This window comes from Rhodobacterales bacterium HKCCA1288 (genome assembly GCA_015693905.1).
Taxonomy (GTDB): Bacteria; Pseudomonadota; Alphaproteobacteria; order Rhodobacterales; family Rhodobacteraceae; genus M30B80.
The window spans coordinates 725139-740764 of the sequence record CP065161.1 but is presented as its reverse complement, the minus strand read 5'-3'; the positions used below and the strand labels follow the sequence as shown (position 1 = coordinate 740764).

The 15626-nt window shown below is 57.5% G+C and carries 12 protein-coding genes; 7 read left to right on the top strand and 5 right to left on the bottom strand.

The window, feature by feature from the left end:
- Positions 1 to 41 precede the first annotated feature (41 nt).
- Positions 42 to 950 (bottom strand): DMT family transporter, encoded by a 909-nt coding sequence (locus tag I3V23_03630; protein QPI86084.1) that lies wholly within the window; start codon positions 948 to 950, stop codon positions 42 to 44.
- Positions 951 to 1034: 84 nt separating this feature from the next.
- Positions 1035 to 1457, bottom strand: a complete 423-nt coding sequence (locus I3V23_03625) for a transcriptional repressor (GenBank protein QPI86083.1) — start codon at positions 1455 to 1457, stop codon at positions 1035 to 1037.
- A gap of 104 nt (positions 1458 to 1561) precedes the next feature.
- Here I3V23_03625 and I3V23_03620 point away from each other — a divergent pair, with 104 nt between their 5' ends.
- Complete coding sequence (locus I3V23_03620; GenBank protein ID QPI86082.1) at positions 1562 to 2458, top strand: DMT family transporter; 897 nt, start codon at positions 1562 to 1564, stop codon at positions 2456 to 2458.
- Here the strand turns inward: I3V23_03620 and I3V23_03615 are convergent.
- Both I3V23_03615 and I3V23_03610 read right to left on the bottom strand, forming a co-directional pair.
- Positions 2455 to 3912 carry a YdiU family protein gene (locus I3V23_03615; protein ID QPI86081.1) on the bottom strand — a complete coding sequence of 486 codons (1458 nt, stop codon included), beginning with the start codon at positions 3910 to 3912 and terminating at the stop codon, positions 2455 to 2457. The two genes, I3V23_03620 and I3V23_03615, sit on opposite strands and share 4 nt — an antisense overlap.
- Complete coding sequence (locus I3V23_03610) at positions 3909 to 4847, bottom strand: nucleoside hydrolase (protein QPI86080.1); 939 nt, start codon at positions 4845 to 4847, stop codon at positions 3909 to 3911. The genes I3V23_03615 and I3V23_03610 overlap by 4 nt, the downstream gene beginning before the upstream one ends.
- A 166-nt stretch (positions 4848 to 5013) precedes the next feature.
- Here I3V23_03610 and I3V23_03605 point away from each other — a divergent pair, with 166 nt between their 5' ends.
- The 4 genes from I3V23_03605 (at position 5014) to I3V23_03590 (ending at position 10954) form a co-directional block, all read left to right on the top strand.
- The gene (locus I3V23_03605) at positions 5014 to 5730 is read left to right on the top strand and encodes an RlmE family RNA methyltransferase (protein QPI86079.1); all 717 of its coding nucleotides are present in this window, start codon (positions 5014 to 5016) and stop codon (positions 5728 to 5730) included.
- Between the two features lie 87 nt (positions 5731 to 5817).
- Positions 5818 to 7272 (top strand): IMP dehydrogenase, encoded by a 1455-nt coding sequence (guaB, locus tag I3V23_03600; protein QPI86671.1) that lies wholly within the window; start codon positions 5818 to 5820, stop codon positions 7270 to 7272.
- Between the two features lie 9 nt (positions 7273 to 7281).
- A complete protein-coding gene (locus I3V23_03595) occupies positions 7282 to 8451 on the top strand; it encodes an RsmB/NOP family class I SAM-dependent RNA methyltransferase (GenBank protein ID QPI86078.1) in 1170 nt (389 codons plus the stop codon).
- Between the two features lie 241 nt (positions 8452 to 8692).
- Positions 8693 to 10954 carry a response regulator gene (locus I3V23_03590; GenBank protein QPI86670.1) on the top strand — a complete coding sequence of 754 codons (2262 nt, stop codon included), beginning with the start codon at positions 8693 to 8695 and terminating at the stop codon, positions 10952 to 10954.
- Here I3V23_03590 and I3V23_03585 read toward each other — a convergent pair.
- On the bottom strand, positions 10925 to 11527 hold the full coding sequence (locus tag I3V23_03585; GenBank protein QPI86669.1) for a gamma-glutamyl kinase: 603 nt from the start codon (positions 11525 to 11527) through the stop codon (positions 10925 to 10927). The genes I3V23_03590 and I3V23_03585 overlap by 30 nt on opposite strands.
- A gap of 182 nt (positions 11528 to 11709) precedes the next feature.
- Between I3V23_03585 and recA the strand changes: the two genes are divergently transcribed.
- The gene (gene recA / locus I3V23_03580) at positions 11710 to 12780 is read left to right on the top strand and encodes a recombinase RecA (GenBank protein ID QPI86077.1); all 1071 of its coding nucleotides are present in this window, start codon (positions 11710 to 11712) and stop codon (positions 12778 to 12780) included.
- 179 nt (positions 12781 to 12959) lie between these two features.
- A complete protein-coding gene (alaS, locus tag I3V23_03575; GenBank protein QPI86076.1) occupies positions 12960 to 15626 on the top strand; it encodes an alanine--tRNA ligase in 2667 nt (888 codons plus the stop codon).

Here is a 15626-nt window from a genome sequence, read left to right as displayed (position 1 = left end):
TGGCCTGTCTGTGAAGAAAGAAAAAAGATTTGCGCGATGCTTTAGCGCGATGTGGGATCAGAAGAAAGGGTCGATTGCGCCTGTTGTGCGGCACGCGCAAGCCGCGCTTCGCGGATCAACGTGTAAAGCCCCGCCGCGATCACGATGGCCGACCCTGTCAGCATATAGGCATCGGGCCGCTCGCCAAAAACAATCGCGCCCAAGATCAGGGCGAATAAGAGTCGCGAGTAGCGAAACGGTGTAATGACCGAGATATCCCCCATACGCATGGAGAGGGTCAGCGCGTAATAGCCCATCACCCCTGCAAGCAGGGCGGCAGCAAGGCGGATCACCTCGGGGCTTTGCGGGGCAAAGGCCCCCTCTGAAAAGGCCCAGAGTAACAGGCCTGCGGGCACGACCGCAAAAAAACCGTAACAAGACAGCTGCATCGAGCTGTATTTTGCGGGCATCACACGGGTTGCCAAATCGCGTGCCGTCAGGCCCGTGACCCCAAAAAGCGCCAAAACCGCGCCGATATCAAATTCGGCTGTGCCAGGGCGGATGATGATGAGAACCCCGATAAAGCCGATGATGATCGCACTCCACCGCCGCCACCCAACAGGCGCGCCTAAAAACAGGGCCGCGCCCATCGTCACCATCAAGGGCATAGCCTGCACAATGGCCGCGACAAGAGACATGGGCGAAAGTGCGAGGGCAGAGACGAAGGCCATCGTGCCAAACATCTCGCCCAAATTGCGGGTCAGCATCAGCGGGTCAAGCAAGTCACGGGTGATCAATTTGGTGCCTTGCGCCCACGCGATCCCGCCAAAGATCAGCGCGCCCCCTAAGCCCAAAAGGATCAAAATTTGTCCGACAGGCATGGTCACGCTGAGGGTTTTGACCAGCGCATCCTCAATCGCAAAGCCAAACATCGCTGCCGTCATCAAGGCGATGCCGCGTATATTTTCCATTCTGGGGGTCGCTTCCGTGCAAAATAGCCTTGCCCGTGGCTTAGCCTGTGCCGTGGCGCGATGCTAGCCCTGTGGCGGGTCTGACTATTTTTTCTTGGGCGCTGTAATCGGCACGCCGTATAGCTCAAGCTTATGCCCCTGAAGCCTATAGCCCAACTTAGCCGCGATTTTTTCTTGCAAGGCTTCGATCTCGGGATCGATGAATTCGATGACATCGCCCGTTGTCACATCAATGAGATGATCGTGATGTTCGCGCTCTGCATCCTCATAGCGTGCGCGGCCATCGCCGAATTCTACCTTTTCTAGGATGCCTGCTTCTTCGAATAATTTAACGGTGCGATAGACCGTGGCCAAGGAAATGCGTGGATCAACGGCGGAGGCCCGAGAGTAAAGTTCTTCGACATCGGGGTGATCGGCGGATGCGTCTAGAACCTGCGCAATGACGCGGCGCTGTTCCGTCATGCGCAGCCCTTGCGTATTGCATCTCATTTCGATCGTCTCAGTCACCAATTTGGCCCTTTTTCCACCTCTGCCTTTTCTTCTGTAAGGGATTTGACATCGCCCGAAAAGACCGCTTGGGTCATGGCATATCAAAACACATAGGCAGGGTGATGGAGCATCAACCACAGCGCAAAGCGCAGATGGATCAATTCGGCACTGTGGGCATGATCCTGTTTGCGATTCTTCTGGCTTTTAATCAGGTCGTGGTCAGGGTCACGAATGAGGGGATTCAGCCCGTGTTTTTTGCAGGCATCCGATCTGTGGGGGCCGCATTTTTGCTGCTGCTGTGGATGCGCTTTCGCGGGATCCCGCTTGATTTCGCCCGTGCGCCCCTCTCTGGCCTTTGGGTGGCGCTGCTCTTTGCGGGACAGTTTATGTTTCTGTTCCTTGCTCTTGATTACACCACGGTCGCGCGCGCCTCGGTTTTGTTTTACACGATGCCGATTTGGCTGACACTGGCCGCGCATTTTCTGATCCCGGACGAGCGGATTACAGCCCAAAAAGGCATCGGGTTGGCGCTTGCGTTTGGTGGGGTGGTGTGCGCTTTGGCATGGCCGCATGACGGGCGGGCGAGCGGCGCAGGCGGGGTTTTGGGCGATATTTATGCGATTGCAGGGGCAATGTGTTGGGCGGCGATTGCGGTGTCGGCACGGATCACGCCGTTGCGCACGCTGCGGATTGAAATGCAGTTATTTTGGCAGCTTTTAGTCTCTGGCCCGATATTGATCGCGGCGGCGCTGTTTTTTGGCCCGTTCTTGCGTGACCCTGAGCTGATCCATTGGGCGGGGCTAGGCTTTCAGATTGTGGTGATTGCCTTTGCCGCCTTTCTGGTCTGGTTTTGGTTCATCTCGATTTACCCTGCCTCCTCCATTGCGTCCTTTAGCTTTTTGTCGCCGATTTTTGGGGTTGCGATGGGGTGGCTCTTTTTGGGCGAGGCGGTTGGGCTTGAGCTTTTGCTCGCGCTTGCTTTGGTTTGTGCGGGGCTGATCTTGATCAATCGCCGCTAGGTGCCGCAGAAGGTCTGTGTCACCCGTTCTGCCGCAGTGGGCGCGGCCTCATAGGCGGAAAGGCTGGGATCGGGCGTGTAGGGCGCAGCCAAGGCATGGCTTAGGGCCTGAAATTTTGACAGATCACCCGACATCGCGGCCGCGATCATTGCCTCAACCTGATGATTGCGCGGGATGCGCACAGGGTTGGCCTGACCCATTTCTGCGCGCGTCTCTGGGGTGGTTTCGGCCTCCCACATCATGCCCCAGTCGCGCAGGGCTTGATCCCCTGTCGCGCCCAATTCAGCCTCAAGGCCAGATAGGCCCCCATCGGTCAATGCCCGAAAGGCGTGGGTGAAATCCCCGCCCAGCCGTGCGAGATGCTCGAGAAACTGAAGCCCCATTGTGCCTGCCTGCGGATGATCAGGGCCAAGCCCCAGTTTGCGCCCCAAAACCGCATGCCATTCCGCGTCAAAGCGATCCGCAAATCCCTGCACGATCTGGGTGAAACGGTCTATAGCATCCTCACGCGGGCCATCGCAGATGGGCAAAAGCGAGGTGGCGAATTGGGCGATGTTCCAGACCGCGATATTGGGCTGATTGGCATAAGCATAGCGCCCAAACTGGTCGATGGATGAAAACACCTGCTCAGGATCATAACGATCCATGAAGGCGGCAGGGCCATAGTCAATGGTTTCGCCCGATATTGTCATATTGTCGGTGTTCATCACGCCATGGATGAACCCCACACCCATCCATTGCGCAACAAGGCGCGCTTGCGCATCGCGCATCCCGATCAAAAGATCATCAAGGCTTTGGGCCTGCGGATAGTGGCGCGCGATTGCGTGATCCGCCAAAGCGCGCAGGGCCTCGCGATCATCCCGCGCTGCAAAATATTGGAATGTGCCCACGCGGATATGGCTTTGAGCTACGCGGGCGAGAACCGCGCCGGGGCGGATATCTTCGCGCAGGATATCCTCGCCCGTGGTGACAGCGGCCAAAGCGCGGGTGGTGGGTATCCCAAAGGCCGCCATCGCCTCGCTCAAGACATATTCGCGCAAGACGGGCCCAAGCCATGCGCGCCCATCGCCCATGCGCGAGAAGGGTGTGCGCCCTGCGCCTTTAAGTTGGATGTCAAAGCGCCCCTGATCCGTTACCACCTCGCCCAAGAGGATTGCACGCCCATCCCCTAATTGCGGCACCCATCCGCCGAATTGATGCCCCGCATAGGCCTGTGCAATCGGGTCTGCCCCTGCAAGCATCTTGTTGCCTGCGAAAATCTGGGCCAGTTCGTCATCGCTCATAGCGCGAAGCGTATCAGCAAGCCCCAAGCGGTCTGCAAGCGGGTGATTAAGCGCCAAAAGCTTTGGATCTTGCGCAAGGGTCGGGGCAACCCGCGCAAAAAAGCGATCGGGCAGGCGGGCATAGCTGTTGTCAAAGCCGATGCTAGGAGGGGGTTTGTCTTGGCCTGTCATGGCAGTCTTGCGATCCTGTCATGCAGCAGCGCATAAAACCCATCTGCATCCATGTCGCGGATAAACAGCGCATTGGCCTTGCGATCTGTAACACCCCAATAATCCGCGACCGTCATGCCCAGTGTCAGCTCGGATTGGGTTTCAATCTCGACATTGATGGTGCGGCCAGAAAAGAGGTCAGAATCTAGCAGATAGGCAATTACGCAAGGATCATGCAAAGGCGCCCCAGCAGCGCCGTATTTTTCTTTGTCGAAGCGTTCAAAAAACCCTGTCCATGCGGCAACCATCGCGCCTGCGTGATTTCCCATTGCCTCAAAGCCTGCAACGCGGGGCGCGGTTGTCAGGGCCTGATGCGTGACATCAAGCGGCATCATCGTGATCGGCGCGCCGGATTGAAACACAATCTCGGCGGCCTCTGGGTCTACGTAGATGTTAAATTCTGCGGCAGGGGTGATGTTTCCGACCTCAAAATAAGCGCCGCCCATCAGCACGATCTCTTGCACCAGTGGGATCACATCGGGGGCCTTTTGAAAGGCCCGTGCGATATTGGTCAGGGGGCCAAGCGGGCAAAGCGTCACTTGGTTGGGATGGGCGCGCAGGCTGCGAATGATGAAATCCACCCCATGCTCAGGGTCAAGCGGCAGATGGGGTTCGGGCAAAGGCGGGCCATCTAGACCTGTTTGCCCATGCACATGCTCGGCGGTCACAAGGGGGCGGGCAAGCGGGGCAGCCTCGCCCGCGAAGACGGGCACATCAGTGCGCCCAGACAGACCCGTTACAATGCGGGCATTGCGCTCGGTCAGGGGCAGGGGGACATTGCCTGCAACGGCCACAACGCCCAACACATCAAGCGCCTCAGGGCAGGCCAAAGCCAACAGAATAGCCACGGCATCATCTTGGCCTGGATCCGTATCAATGATGATTTTGCGTGCCATGTGGTGTTGATCCTTGCGCTGCGTCATTGCGGCTAAATTGGCGTGGCTTGGCGGGCTTGTCCATGACCTGTGCGGCAGGTTTTGGAAATTCGCGCAAAAGGCGCAGTCCCTTGCGCTAATGCGGTCTGCGCAGTAAGCGGGGGAAAGAAGCGAGTTGGAACCTGAGATGACCAAAACCCCCACAGGAAAAAGCGGCAGCGGGCGCGGCGCGCGGGATTTGCGTGTGAAGGTCAAAACCGCGCGCGGGCGGAAACTCAGCTCAACCCGTTGGTTGGAGCGGCAGTTAAACGACCCCTATGTGCAGCGCGCCAAGCGCGAGGGCTATCGCGGCCGCGCGGCGTTTAAGATCATGGAATTGGATGACAAGTTCCGCTTTCTGGTGCCAGGCGCGCGGGTGGTTGATTTGGGCTGTGCGCCGGGGGGATGGTGTCAGGTGGCCGTGCCTCGGATCAACGCGTTGGGCGAGAAATCAGGCAAGGCCATTGGCCGTATCATCGGTGTTGATCTGCAAGAGGTCGAAGCCATCGCAGGCGCAGAGCTGCATCAATTGGATTTTATGGAAGATGACGCAGATGAAAAGGTCAAAGGCTGGCTTGGCGGCAAAGCCGATGTCGTGATGAGCGATATGGCCGCAGCCTCGTCAGGGCATAAGCAAACCGACCATTTGCGCATCATCGCCTTGTGCGAGGCCGCAGCCTATTTCGCCTTTGATGTGTTGGAAGAGGGCGGCATATTTGTAGCCAAAGTGTTGGCAGGGGGCGCGGAGGGCGATTTGCAAAAGATCCTCAAACAGCGCTTTGCCAAGGTGGCAAATGTGAAACCAGGCGCGAGCCGCGCGGATAGTTCCGAGAAATTTGTGGTCGCCTCAGGATTTCGCGGCTGAGATTTTTTCCCAATTGGGGCTTTCCCTCAGGGCTTATGCATGAGATAGGGCAGTGCCAATTGAAACTCCCGCAAGGAGAGATGCGTGATGGAGATTCGTGAGGCCCTTACCTTTGATGATGTTTTGCTGCTGCCTGCCGCGTCTAGCGTGCTGCCCTCGACTGCAGATACGCGCACGCGGGTGACAAAATCGATTGCGCTGAACATCCCGCTTTTGTCTTCCGCTATGGATACAGTGACCGAGGCGCGCATGGCGATTGCAATGGCGCAGGCAGGCGGTATGGGGGTGATCCACCGCAATCTTACGCTTGAGGAACAAGCCCGCGAGGTGCGGCGCGTCAAACGGTTTGAAAGCGGCATTGTCTATTCCCCCGTCACATTGACCCCAGATCAGACCTTGGCCGATGCCAAGGCCCTGATTGAGCGGTATAATTTCACGGGCTTTCCTGTTGTGGATGAAAAGGGCCTCGTGGTGGGGATCGTCACCAACCGCGATATGCGCTTTGCGACATCTGACGAGACGCCTGTGCGCGCGATGATGACATCTGATAATTTGGCGATGCTGCGCGAACCTGCAGATTTGGAAGAAGCCAAAAGCCTGATGAAGGCACGGCGGATCGAGAAGCTGTTGGTTGTCGATAAATCGGGCAAGCTCACGGGTCTTTTGACCCTGAAAGATACTGAGAAAGCAGTGCTGAACCCCAACGCCTGCAAAGATGATTTAGGCCGTTTGCGCGTGGCCGCCGCCACAACCGTGGGTGATGCGGGCTTTGAGCGTTCGGAGGCGTTGATTGACGCGGGCTGTGATCTGATCGTGATCGACACAGCGCACGGGCATTCCGAGGGCGTGGCCCATGCGGTTGAGCGGGTTAAGAAACTGTCCAATGCTGTGCAGGTCGTGGCGGGCAATGTCGCCACAGGCGATGCCACTCGCGCCTTGATTGATGCAGGCGCAGATGCGGTCAAAGTGGGCATTGGCCCCGGATCCATTTGCACCACGCGGATTGTGGCGGGCGTTGGTGTGCCGCAATTAACCGCGATCATGGATTGTGCCGAAGCAGCCGCGGCCTCTGGCACGCCGATCATTGCTGATGGCGGTATTAAATTCTCGGGCGATTTTGCCAAGGCGATTGCCGCAGGCGCCTCTTGCGCGATGGTGGGCTCTGCTATTGCGGGCACAGATGAATCCCCTGGTGAGGTGATCCTCTATCAAGGTCGCTCGTTCAAATCCTATCGCGGGATGGGCAGTCTTGGCGCCATGGCGCGCGGCTCAGCGGATCGCTATTTCCAAAAAGATGCCGCCTCTGACAAATTGGTGCCCGAAGGCATCGAGGGGCAGGTGCCCTATAAAGGCAGTGCCAATGCGGTTATCCACCAGTTGGTGGGCGGTTTGCGCGCGGCGATGGGCTATACGGGCTCGGCCACTGTGGATGAGATGCGCAAAAACTGCAAGTTCGTGAAAATCACCAATGCGGGCCTGCAAGAAAGCCATGTGCATGATGTGCAAATCACCCGCGAGAGCCCCAATTACCGCGTGGGCTGAGGCGCGCGCGTGACGCCTGCTGCGCGATATCAGGCCGCGATTGAGGTCTTAGACGCCATTCTTGCGGGCCAAACCCCTGAACCCGCCTTGCGGGCATGGGGCAGGTCTGCGCGCTTTGCAGGGTCAAAAGACCGCGTGGCCATTAGCGATCATGTCTATGATGTGCTGCGCAATCGGGGCCGCGCGGCGGCCCTTGCGGGATGCACCGTCCCGCAGGCTACGGGGCGCGCGCTGATTTTGGGGCTTTTGCGCCTGCAAAATGTGGCGGTTGAGGATGTCTTTGGGCAGATGCCATACGGCCCTAGCGCGCTTTCGGCGGATGAGGCGAAGGAACACCCAACCCCCGATATTTTGAGCGATACGCCCGATTGGCTGTTGGCGCTGCTCAAGGCCGAATTTGGGCCAGACTTGGAAGGCTTGCTTGCCGCCATGTCCACGCGGGCGCCTGTCTATCTGCGGGTAAATACGCGCAAGACCACGCCTGAGCATGTGATTGCCGACTTGGCCCAAGCGGGCGTGCACGCGATAGCCGACCCACGCCTTGCCACCGCGCTTGAGGTGCAGACGGGCGCGCGCAAAATTACCGCCACAGCCGCCTATCAGGCAGGTTTGGTCGAGGTGCAAGACCTGTCTGTGCAGATGGCAATGGCCGAGATTCCAGTGCCCCAAACAGGGCGCATTTTGGATTATTGCGCAGGCGCAGGGGGGAAATCTTTGGCCATTGCCGCGCGCAGTGATGCAGATCTGACATTACATGATAAATTCCCCAAACGCATGGGCGATGTCGCCTTGCGCGCCGAACGGGCGGGGATGGTCTATCAAACCCGCGAAGATGCGCAATTGGATCACGAAGTCCAATTTGATGTGGTTCTTTTGGATGTGCCCTGTTCTGGCAGTGGAACATGGCGGCGTGATCCGATGGTGCGGTGGCGGATGACACCCGAAACTCTGGCCGCCTTGCAGAGTGAGCAAGCGCAGATCTTGGATCGGGCGGTGACCCTTACCGCGCCGCGCGGCCTTATCATTTACATGACCTGTTCGCTGCTGCGTGCGGAAAATGAGGATGCGGTGCATGCGTTTTTGGCGCGCCACCCGCAGTTTGACCTGCTTCAGTCACGCCGATTTGATCCGCGCAATGCCTCGGACGGGTTCTTTTTTGCCGTGTTACAGGCAAAATAAAGCATCTTCGCGCGCTGCCGCGCCTTTCGCGTAAATCTTAATCAATCGTTAATTGTTTGGGCCGATGCTGCGTGAAAAAACGTGAACACGGAGGCGCGGCTTGTCAGATCAAGCCAGTATAGCGAGCGGGCAAACCAAGCCGCGGTTTGGTCAATTTTCTCCTGTTCTTTTGACAGTTCTTTTGGTGCTTGGGATTGTGACCCTTGGCTTGGGCCTGACCTATGCGGGGCGCACGACCTCTATGTCACCGCTGTGGTCGGTCGCGCTGATTTGTGGGGCGGGCGGGCTTTTGGCCGCTTTGATCCCTGCCTTATGGGCACAATCGCGCCGTGATGCAGATTTAAGGGCCTTGGCCAAGGTCTATCACGGCGATGTTGATGCGGTTTTGATCACCGATAGTCGCGGTAAGTTGGAACATGCCAACCCGTCTGCGCATACTATGCTGCGCCTGCAAGGATGTGATCGTATTGATCTGGCCTTGGCTCAGCGTCTGCCCAATGCCGCGGCGGTTGTTGCCCGTCACCTGGCGCAATTGGATCAAGATCTCGGCGCGCAAATCCCCGCACGCGAGGTGCTGCGGCTTTCAAAGGGCGGTTTGCGGCTGGCGCTGCACAACACGGGCGATTTCGTCATCTGGCGCATTGAATTCATGGAGGCGCGTGGCGAAATTTCGGGCTTTGGTGCAGGGTTGGGCCTGCCCGCGCTTCTTCTATCCGCCGAAGATGAGGTTTTGGCCATTAATGATGCCGCAATCGCGCGGCTTATGGCGCGCGATGGGAAAAAGATCGAAAGATTGGCGGATATTGTCGATGACTTGCCCTTGAAATCGGGCCAGACCCATCGGGTGCATTCCCCGCGCGGGGTGGTGGACATGCGTGCGGCGCTTGCAGCACGGGTTGATGGGACGCGGGAATTGTTCTTGCTTGGCCCCGATCACCTGCCACGCAATTCTACGGGCCTATCTGAGGTGTTTGATGCCTTGCCTGCAGCCCTATTGCATGTTGCGGGCGATGGTCAGGTTCTGGTCGCCAACCGCGCGGCGCAACGGCTTTTGGCGATTGAGGCGGGGGGGGATCTCGGCCCCCTTGGCAATCTGGTCGAAGGCTTAGGCCGCCCCGTGCGCGACTGGGTGGCTGATGTTCTCGCTGAGCGCGTGCCAAACCGCCCCGAGATGGTGCGGGTGCGCAATCGTGATGATGATTGCTTTGTGCAAATCACCCTAGGGCGTGTTGTTGCTGAAAATGCGCCTGCGGGGTTGGGGGGGGATACACTCTTGGCGGTGTTGCATGATGCGACCGAATTAAAGCAACTCGAGGCCCAATTCGTGCAGAGCCAAAAGATGCAGGCTATTGGCGAATTGGCAGGTGGCGTTGCGCATGATTTCAACAATGTTCTGACCGCAATTAGCGGCCACACGGATCTTTTGTTGCTGCGTCATGATCAAGGTGATCCTGACTTTTCGGATATCGAACAAATCCGACAAAACACCAATCGCGCCACCGCCCTTGTGGGGCAGCTTTTGGCCTTTTCGCGCAAGCAAAGCTTGGCCCCAGAAGTGGTCGATTTGCGCGATTGCCTGTCTGATCTGGGCCATCTTCTAAATCGATTGGTGGGCGAGACTGTCAGGCTGCGCATCGCGCATGATCCTGCGCTTATGCCCATTCAGGCGGACCGGCGCCAATTTGAGCAGGTGGTGATGAATTTGGTGGTAAACGCCCGTGATGCTATGCCCGAAGGGGGCGAAATCACGGTCGAGACGAAAATGGTGACGCTTGATGCCCCCTTGGCGCGCGACCGCGCGCTTGTGCCAGAAGGGCGCTATGTGACCTTGCAAGTGCGCGATCAAGGCACAGGCATTGCCCCTGACAAGCGGGACAAGATTTTTGAGCCGTTTTACACAACCAAAGGCGTGGGGAAGGGCACAGGCCTTGGGTTGTCGATGGTCTATGGCATCATCAAACAGACGGGCGGGTATATCTTTGTCGATAGCGAGTTGGGGCAGGGGGCAACATTTACGATTTACTGCCCTGCATATGATCCTGCGGCAGCCCCGCCCGTAGACACGCCAAATGCGGCCACCCCGCAGGCGCCTGCGCCCGCAAAGCAATCCAAGGGACGGGGTGAGAAAATCTTGTTGGTCGAGGATGAGCCGCCCGTGCGCGCTTTCGCCGCCCGCGCGCTGCGCCTGCGCGGCTATGAGGTGGAAGAGGCTGAGAGCGCGGAAGCAGCCCTTGAAAAGCTGCGCGCCCCAAATTGCGAGGTTGATTTATTCATCAGCGATGTCGTGATGCCGGGGCGTGATGGCCCCTCTTGGGTGCGCGAGGCGTTGGAAACACGCCCGCAAACCCCTGTCGTGTTCATGTCGGGCTATGCGGAGGATGTGTATCAAAAAACCTTGGGCGAGATCCCCAATTCTGCCTTTTTGCAAAAACCCTTTGCGCTGGCCGACCTCTTGGCCAAGGTAGAGCATCAATTACAAACGCGCGCAGAGCGCCTCCCATAGTGCGAATTCCTCGGGCCGCTCTGCCCTGAGGCGCGCCTCAAGCCCCTTGGGCAATTCCAATGGCAGGCTTGGCGAGACATTGCGCCGCTCTAGCTGCAGCGACACCCCCAATCTTTGTTCCAAAAACGCGACTGCCCGATCCATTTGATCATATCGAAACAAGTGATCGACCCCGATCTGCGCCGTGTCCGTGCCCAAAAAACGCGCCTGCGCGCCGATTTGTGCAAAGGCAGGGGGGGTATCAAGCAACCACGCCTCAACAAATTCGGCGAAACTTACATCAGCGGTGGAATTTGGTTTTCCCCTGATTTGATCGCGCCGTCTGTAGCGATACCAACTTCCAAGCCAGTCAATGGGTTCGCGCATGATGGCCATGGTTTCATGCGGCTGCTTGCCGCGCGCCTCGAAAAACGGGGCAAGCTGCGCCTTATAGCGCGACACCGAGACATGTTTCATCCCCGGCGGGTCAAGAATCGCCGCACTCGCATAGGGCAGGGCTGCGGCCTCTAATGCGGTTGTGCCTGTTTTTGGCACACTGAAAAGCACCAGTTTCTGCTTAAAAAACAAGAGCATATTAATATTATCGCCAAGGGCGATCCCCGTAACCACTTCTTTACCATTCACTGTAAAACATGGGCCTTGCAAGATTTTACTTGAAATGTTCTCTTTTTGTTTGCATTTATGTCTGAGAACAAGAAGTGAACACGGGCAAGCATTGCCGCCTTGGCAGCAGTGTGAAATAAGGAGCCAAACCAATGGCAATGGCGGATATTCTGGACATGACGGATCGCAACGCGGCGGAAAAGCAAAAGGCACTCGACAGCGCCTTGGCACAGATCGAGCGTCAATTTGGCAAGGGCTCGATCATGCGCCTTGGGGGTGAGAACGCCATCCAAGAAATTGAGGCGACATCGACAGGCTCGCTCGGGCTCGATATCGCCCTTGGGATTGGGGGTCTGCCAAAGGGGCGGATCATCGAAATCTATGGCCCTGAAAGCTCGGGGAAGACCACGCTGACGCTTCACGCGGTCGCGGAAGAGCAAAAGAAGGGCGGGGTATGCGCCTTTGTCGATGCCGAACACGCGCTTGACCCACAATATGCCAAAAAATTGGGCGTGAATTTGGATGATCTTCTGATTTCTCAGCCCGATACAGGGGAACAGGCGCTTGAAATCACCGATACATTGGTGCGCTCTGGCGCGGTTAGCCTTGTGGTGGTGGATTCCGTTGCAGCGTTGACCCCGAAATCCGAACTTGAGGGTGATATGGGCGACAGCTCGGTCGGGGTGCATGCGCGCCTGATGTCTCAGGCGATGCGCAAACTGACAGGTTCCATCGCGCGCTCAAACTGTATGGTGATTTTCATCAACCAGATTCGCATGAAAATCGGTGTGATGTTTGGCAGCCCAGAAACCACCACAGGTGGTAATGCGCTGAAATTCTATTCATCCGTGCGTTTGGATATCCGCCGCATCGGCGCGATCAAGGATCGTGACGAGGTTGTCGGCAACCAAACCCGTGTGAAAGTGGTCAAAAACAAGGTGGCTCCTCCGTTCAAACAGGTGGAATTCGACATCATGTATGGCGAGGGCATCTCGAAAACGGGCGAATTGCTTGATTTGGGTGTTAAGGCAGGCGTGGTTGAGAAATCAGGCGCTTGGTTCTCTTACGGGGACGAGCGGATTGGACAGGGCCGCGAAAACGCCAAGCAATTTCTGAAAGACAATCCAAGCATGGCTTTGGAAATCGAGGACAAAATCCGTGCCGCCCATGGGTTGGAATTCGGCATGGATGACAGTGATGACAGCGCAATGGTTGAGGATTAATTCCCCACTCCTTGCGTCAGCACAATTTCGCGCGTAGCCCCAATCGGGCTGCGCGCGTCTTGCATTTTAGGCCCTTGAAATTTCCATCCCCGCCCAAAGTTTTTGTCCTGTGGACAGTGCTTTGACAAACTTGTATCCCACGCAGAACCGATGGATTTAGTCAGAAAGACCGCGTGCTCATGGCCAGTTTGAACGATATTCGCTCAACCTTTCTCAAATATTTTGAACGCAACGGCCATGCCATTGTCGAAAGCTCGCCGCTTGTGCCGCGCAATGACCCGACTTTGATGTTCACCAATTCGGGCATGGTGCAGTTCAAAAACGTCTTCACAGGGCTTGAGCATCGCGACCCGCCGCGCGCCACCACGGCGCAAAAATGTGTGCGCGCGGGCGGTAAGCATAATGACCTTGATAATGTCGGCTACACGGCGCGCCATCACACGTTTTTCGAAATGCTTGGGAATTTCTCCTTTGGTGATTACTTCAAAAAAGAAGCCATTCCCTTTGCATGGGAATTGATCACCAAGGATTTTGATATCGACCCGAAACGTCTTTTGACCACGGTCTATCATACCGATGATGAGGCGTTTGAGATTTGGAAAAAGGTGGGCGTGCCTGAGGATCGGATCATCCGCATCGCCACATCCGACAATTTCTGGCAGATGGGGCCAACAGGCCCTTGCGGCCCTTGCACCGAGATTTTCTATGATCATGGCGACCATATCTGGGGCGGCCCTCCTGGATCAGCCGAAGAAGATGGCGATCGTTTCATCGAGATTTGGAACGTGGTTTTCATGCAAAATGAGCAATTCGCGGATGGCTCGATGGTGCCTCTTAAGATGCAGAGCATCGATACCGGCATGGGTCTTGAGCGGATTGGCGCGCTTTTGCAGGGCAAGCACGACAATTATGATACAGATCTGATGCGCGCCTTGATTGAGGCTTCCGCGCACGCAACATCCGTTGATCCAGACGGGCCAAAGAATGTGCATCACCGCGTGATTGCGGATCACTTGCGCTCGACCTCATTCTTGATTGCGGATGGGGTTATGCCCTCAAACGAGGGGCGGGGGTATGTGTTGCGCCGCATCATGCGCCGCGCGATGCGCCACGCCCATCTTTTGGGCGCGCAAGACCCGTTGATGTATCGCCTCGTGCCTGCTTTGGTCAGCCAGATGGGGCAGGCCTATCCCGAGCTTGGCCGCGCGCAGGCGCTGATCACCGAGACGCTTAAGCTTGAGGAAGAACGCTTCCGCACCACGCTTGATCGTGGGCTTAAACTGTTGGATGAGGCCCTTGTCGATCTGCCCGAAGGGGCCGCTTTGGCAGGTGAGACGGCGTTCAAACTTTATGACACATATGGCTTTCCGCTGGATTTGACCCAAGACGCTCTGCGCGAAAAGGGCCGCAAGGTCGACACAGACGGGTTTGACCAAGCGATGGAGGCCCAAAAGGCCAAGGCGCGCGCCGCATGGTCGGGGTCAGGCGAGGCGGCAGATGCCGCAATTTGGTATGATCTGGCCGATCAACATGGCCCGACCGAATTTTTGGGCTATGACACGGAACAAGCCGAAGGTCAGATTTTGGCCCTTGTTTCTGACGGGGCCGAAGTGAATGCCGCGGCAAAAGGCGGCGCTGTCACGCTGATCACGAACCAAACCCCGTTCTACGGCGAAAGCGGTGGTCAGGTCGGCGATACTGGTCTGGTTAAGACCGATACGGGCCGCGCTGAAATATCAGACACCAAAAAGGTTGCGGGCCTGTTCTTGCATATCGCCAAGGTGACAGAAGGCGAGATTAAGACCGGGCAGGCCGCGGAATTGGTTGTGGATCACAGCCGCCGCAGCGCCATTCGCGCGAACCATTCGGCCACGCATTTGTTGCACGAGGCCCTGCGCCGCGCGCTCGGCGATCATGTGGCGCAGCGTGGTTCATTGAACGCGGCGGATCGTTTGCGCTTTGATTTTTCGCACGCCAAGGCGCTCAGCACCGAGGAATTGGCGCGGGTCGATGCCGAGGTGAATGAATTCATCCGCCAAAACGCGGCTGTTGAGACACGGATCATGAGCCCTGATGCGGCGCGTGATTTGGGGGCGCAGGCGCTCTTTGGTGAGAAATACGGCGATGAGGTGCGCGTGGTCTCCATGGGTAAGCTTGCAGGGTCGGGCAAGGGCAGCGATGGAGCGACCTATAGTCTTGAACTGTGCGGCGGCACCCATGTGCGCCAGACGGGCGACATTGGGCTTTATGTGACGCTCGCGGAAACCGCTTCTTCCTCGGGTGTGCGGCGCATTGAGGCGCTGACGGGGCAAGCGGCCTTTGATTATTTGGCGCAACAAGATCGCATCCTCAGCCAGCTTGGCGGGATGCTCAAGGCGCAAGGGCCTGATGTTTTGGCCCGTGTCCAGTCCTTGATGGAGGAGCGCCGCGCGCTTCAGAATGAACGCGACCAATTGCGCCAACAGCTTGCGCTTGCGGGTGGTGGTGCGGGGGCCAAAGAGGTCGCTGCCGAAGATATCGGCGGCATCGCCTTTTTTGGGCAGGTGGTTGCAGGTGTTACTGGCAAAGATCTGCCCAGCTTGATTGATGCGCATAAGGCCAAAATCGGCTCTGGCGCGGTTCTTTTGATTGCCGAAGCCGATGGCAAGGCCGCAGTGGCCGCAGGGGTCAGCGATGATCTGACCGCGCGGCTTAGCGCCGTTGATCTGGTCAAGGCAGCCGTTGAGGCGCTTGGCGGCAAGGGCGGTGGTGGCCGCGCAGATTTGGCGCAAGGGGGGGCGAAGGATGCCACCCAAGCCGATGCGGCGCTTGCAGCCGTGCGGGATGTGATTAAGGGAGTATCATAA

What these genes read in the sequence shown, in the direction of transcription:
- I3V23_03630 (QPI86084.1), bottom strand. Translation starts at nt 950, where the DNA reads ATGGAAAATATACGCGGCATCGCCTTGATGACGGCAGCGATGTTTGGC.
- I3V23_03620 (QPI86082.1), top strand. Translation starts at nt 1,562, where the DNA reads ATGGAGCATCAACCACAGCGCAAAGCGCAGATGGATCAATTCGGCACT.
- I3V23_03615 (QPI86081.1), bottom strand. Translation starts at nt 3,912, where the DNA reads ATGACAGGCCAAGACAAACCCCCTCCTAGCATCGGCTTTGACAACAGC.
- I3V23_03610 (QPI86080.1), bottom strand. Translation starts at nt 4,847, where the DNA reads ATGGCACGCAAAATCATCATTGATACGGATCCAGGCCAAGATGATGCC.
- I3V23_03605 (QPI86079.1), top strand. Translation starts at nt 5,014, where the DNA reads ATGACCAAAACCCCCACAGGAAAAAGCGGCAGCGGGCGCGGCGCGCGG.
- guaB (QPI86671.1), top strand. Translation starts at nt 5,818, where the DNA reads ATGGAGATTCGTGAGGCCCTTACCTTTGATGATGTTTTGCTGCTGCCT.
- I3V23_03590 (QPI86670.1), top strand. Translation starts at nt 8,693, where the DNA reads ATGTCACCGCTGTGGTCGGTCGCGCTGATTTGTGGGGCGGGCGGGCTT.
- I3V23_03585 (QPI86669.1), bottom strand. Translation starts at nt 11,527, where the DNA reads ATGCTCTTGTTTTTTAAGCAGAAACTGGTGCTTTTCAGTGTGCCAAAA.
- recA (QPI86077.1), top strand. Translation starts at nt 11,710, where the DNA reads ATGGCAATGGCGGATATTCTGGACATGACGGATCGCAACGCGGCGGAA.
- alaS (QPI86076.1), top strand. Translation starts at nt 12,960, where the DNA reads ATGGCCAGTTTGAACGATATTCGCTCAACCTTTCTCAAATATTTTGAA.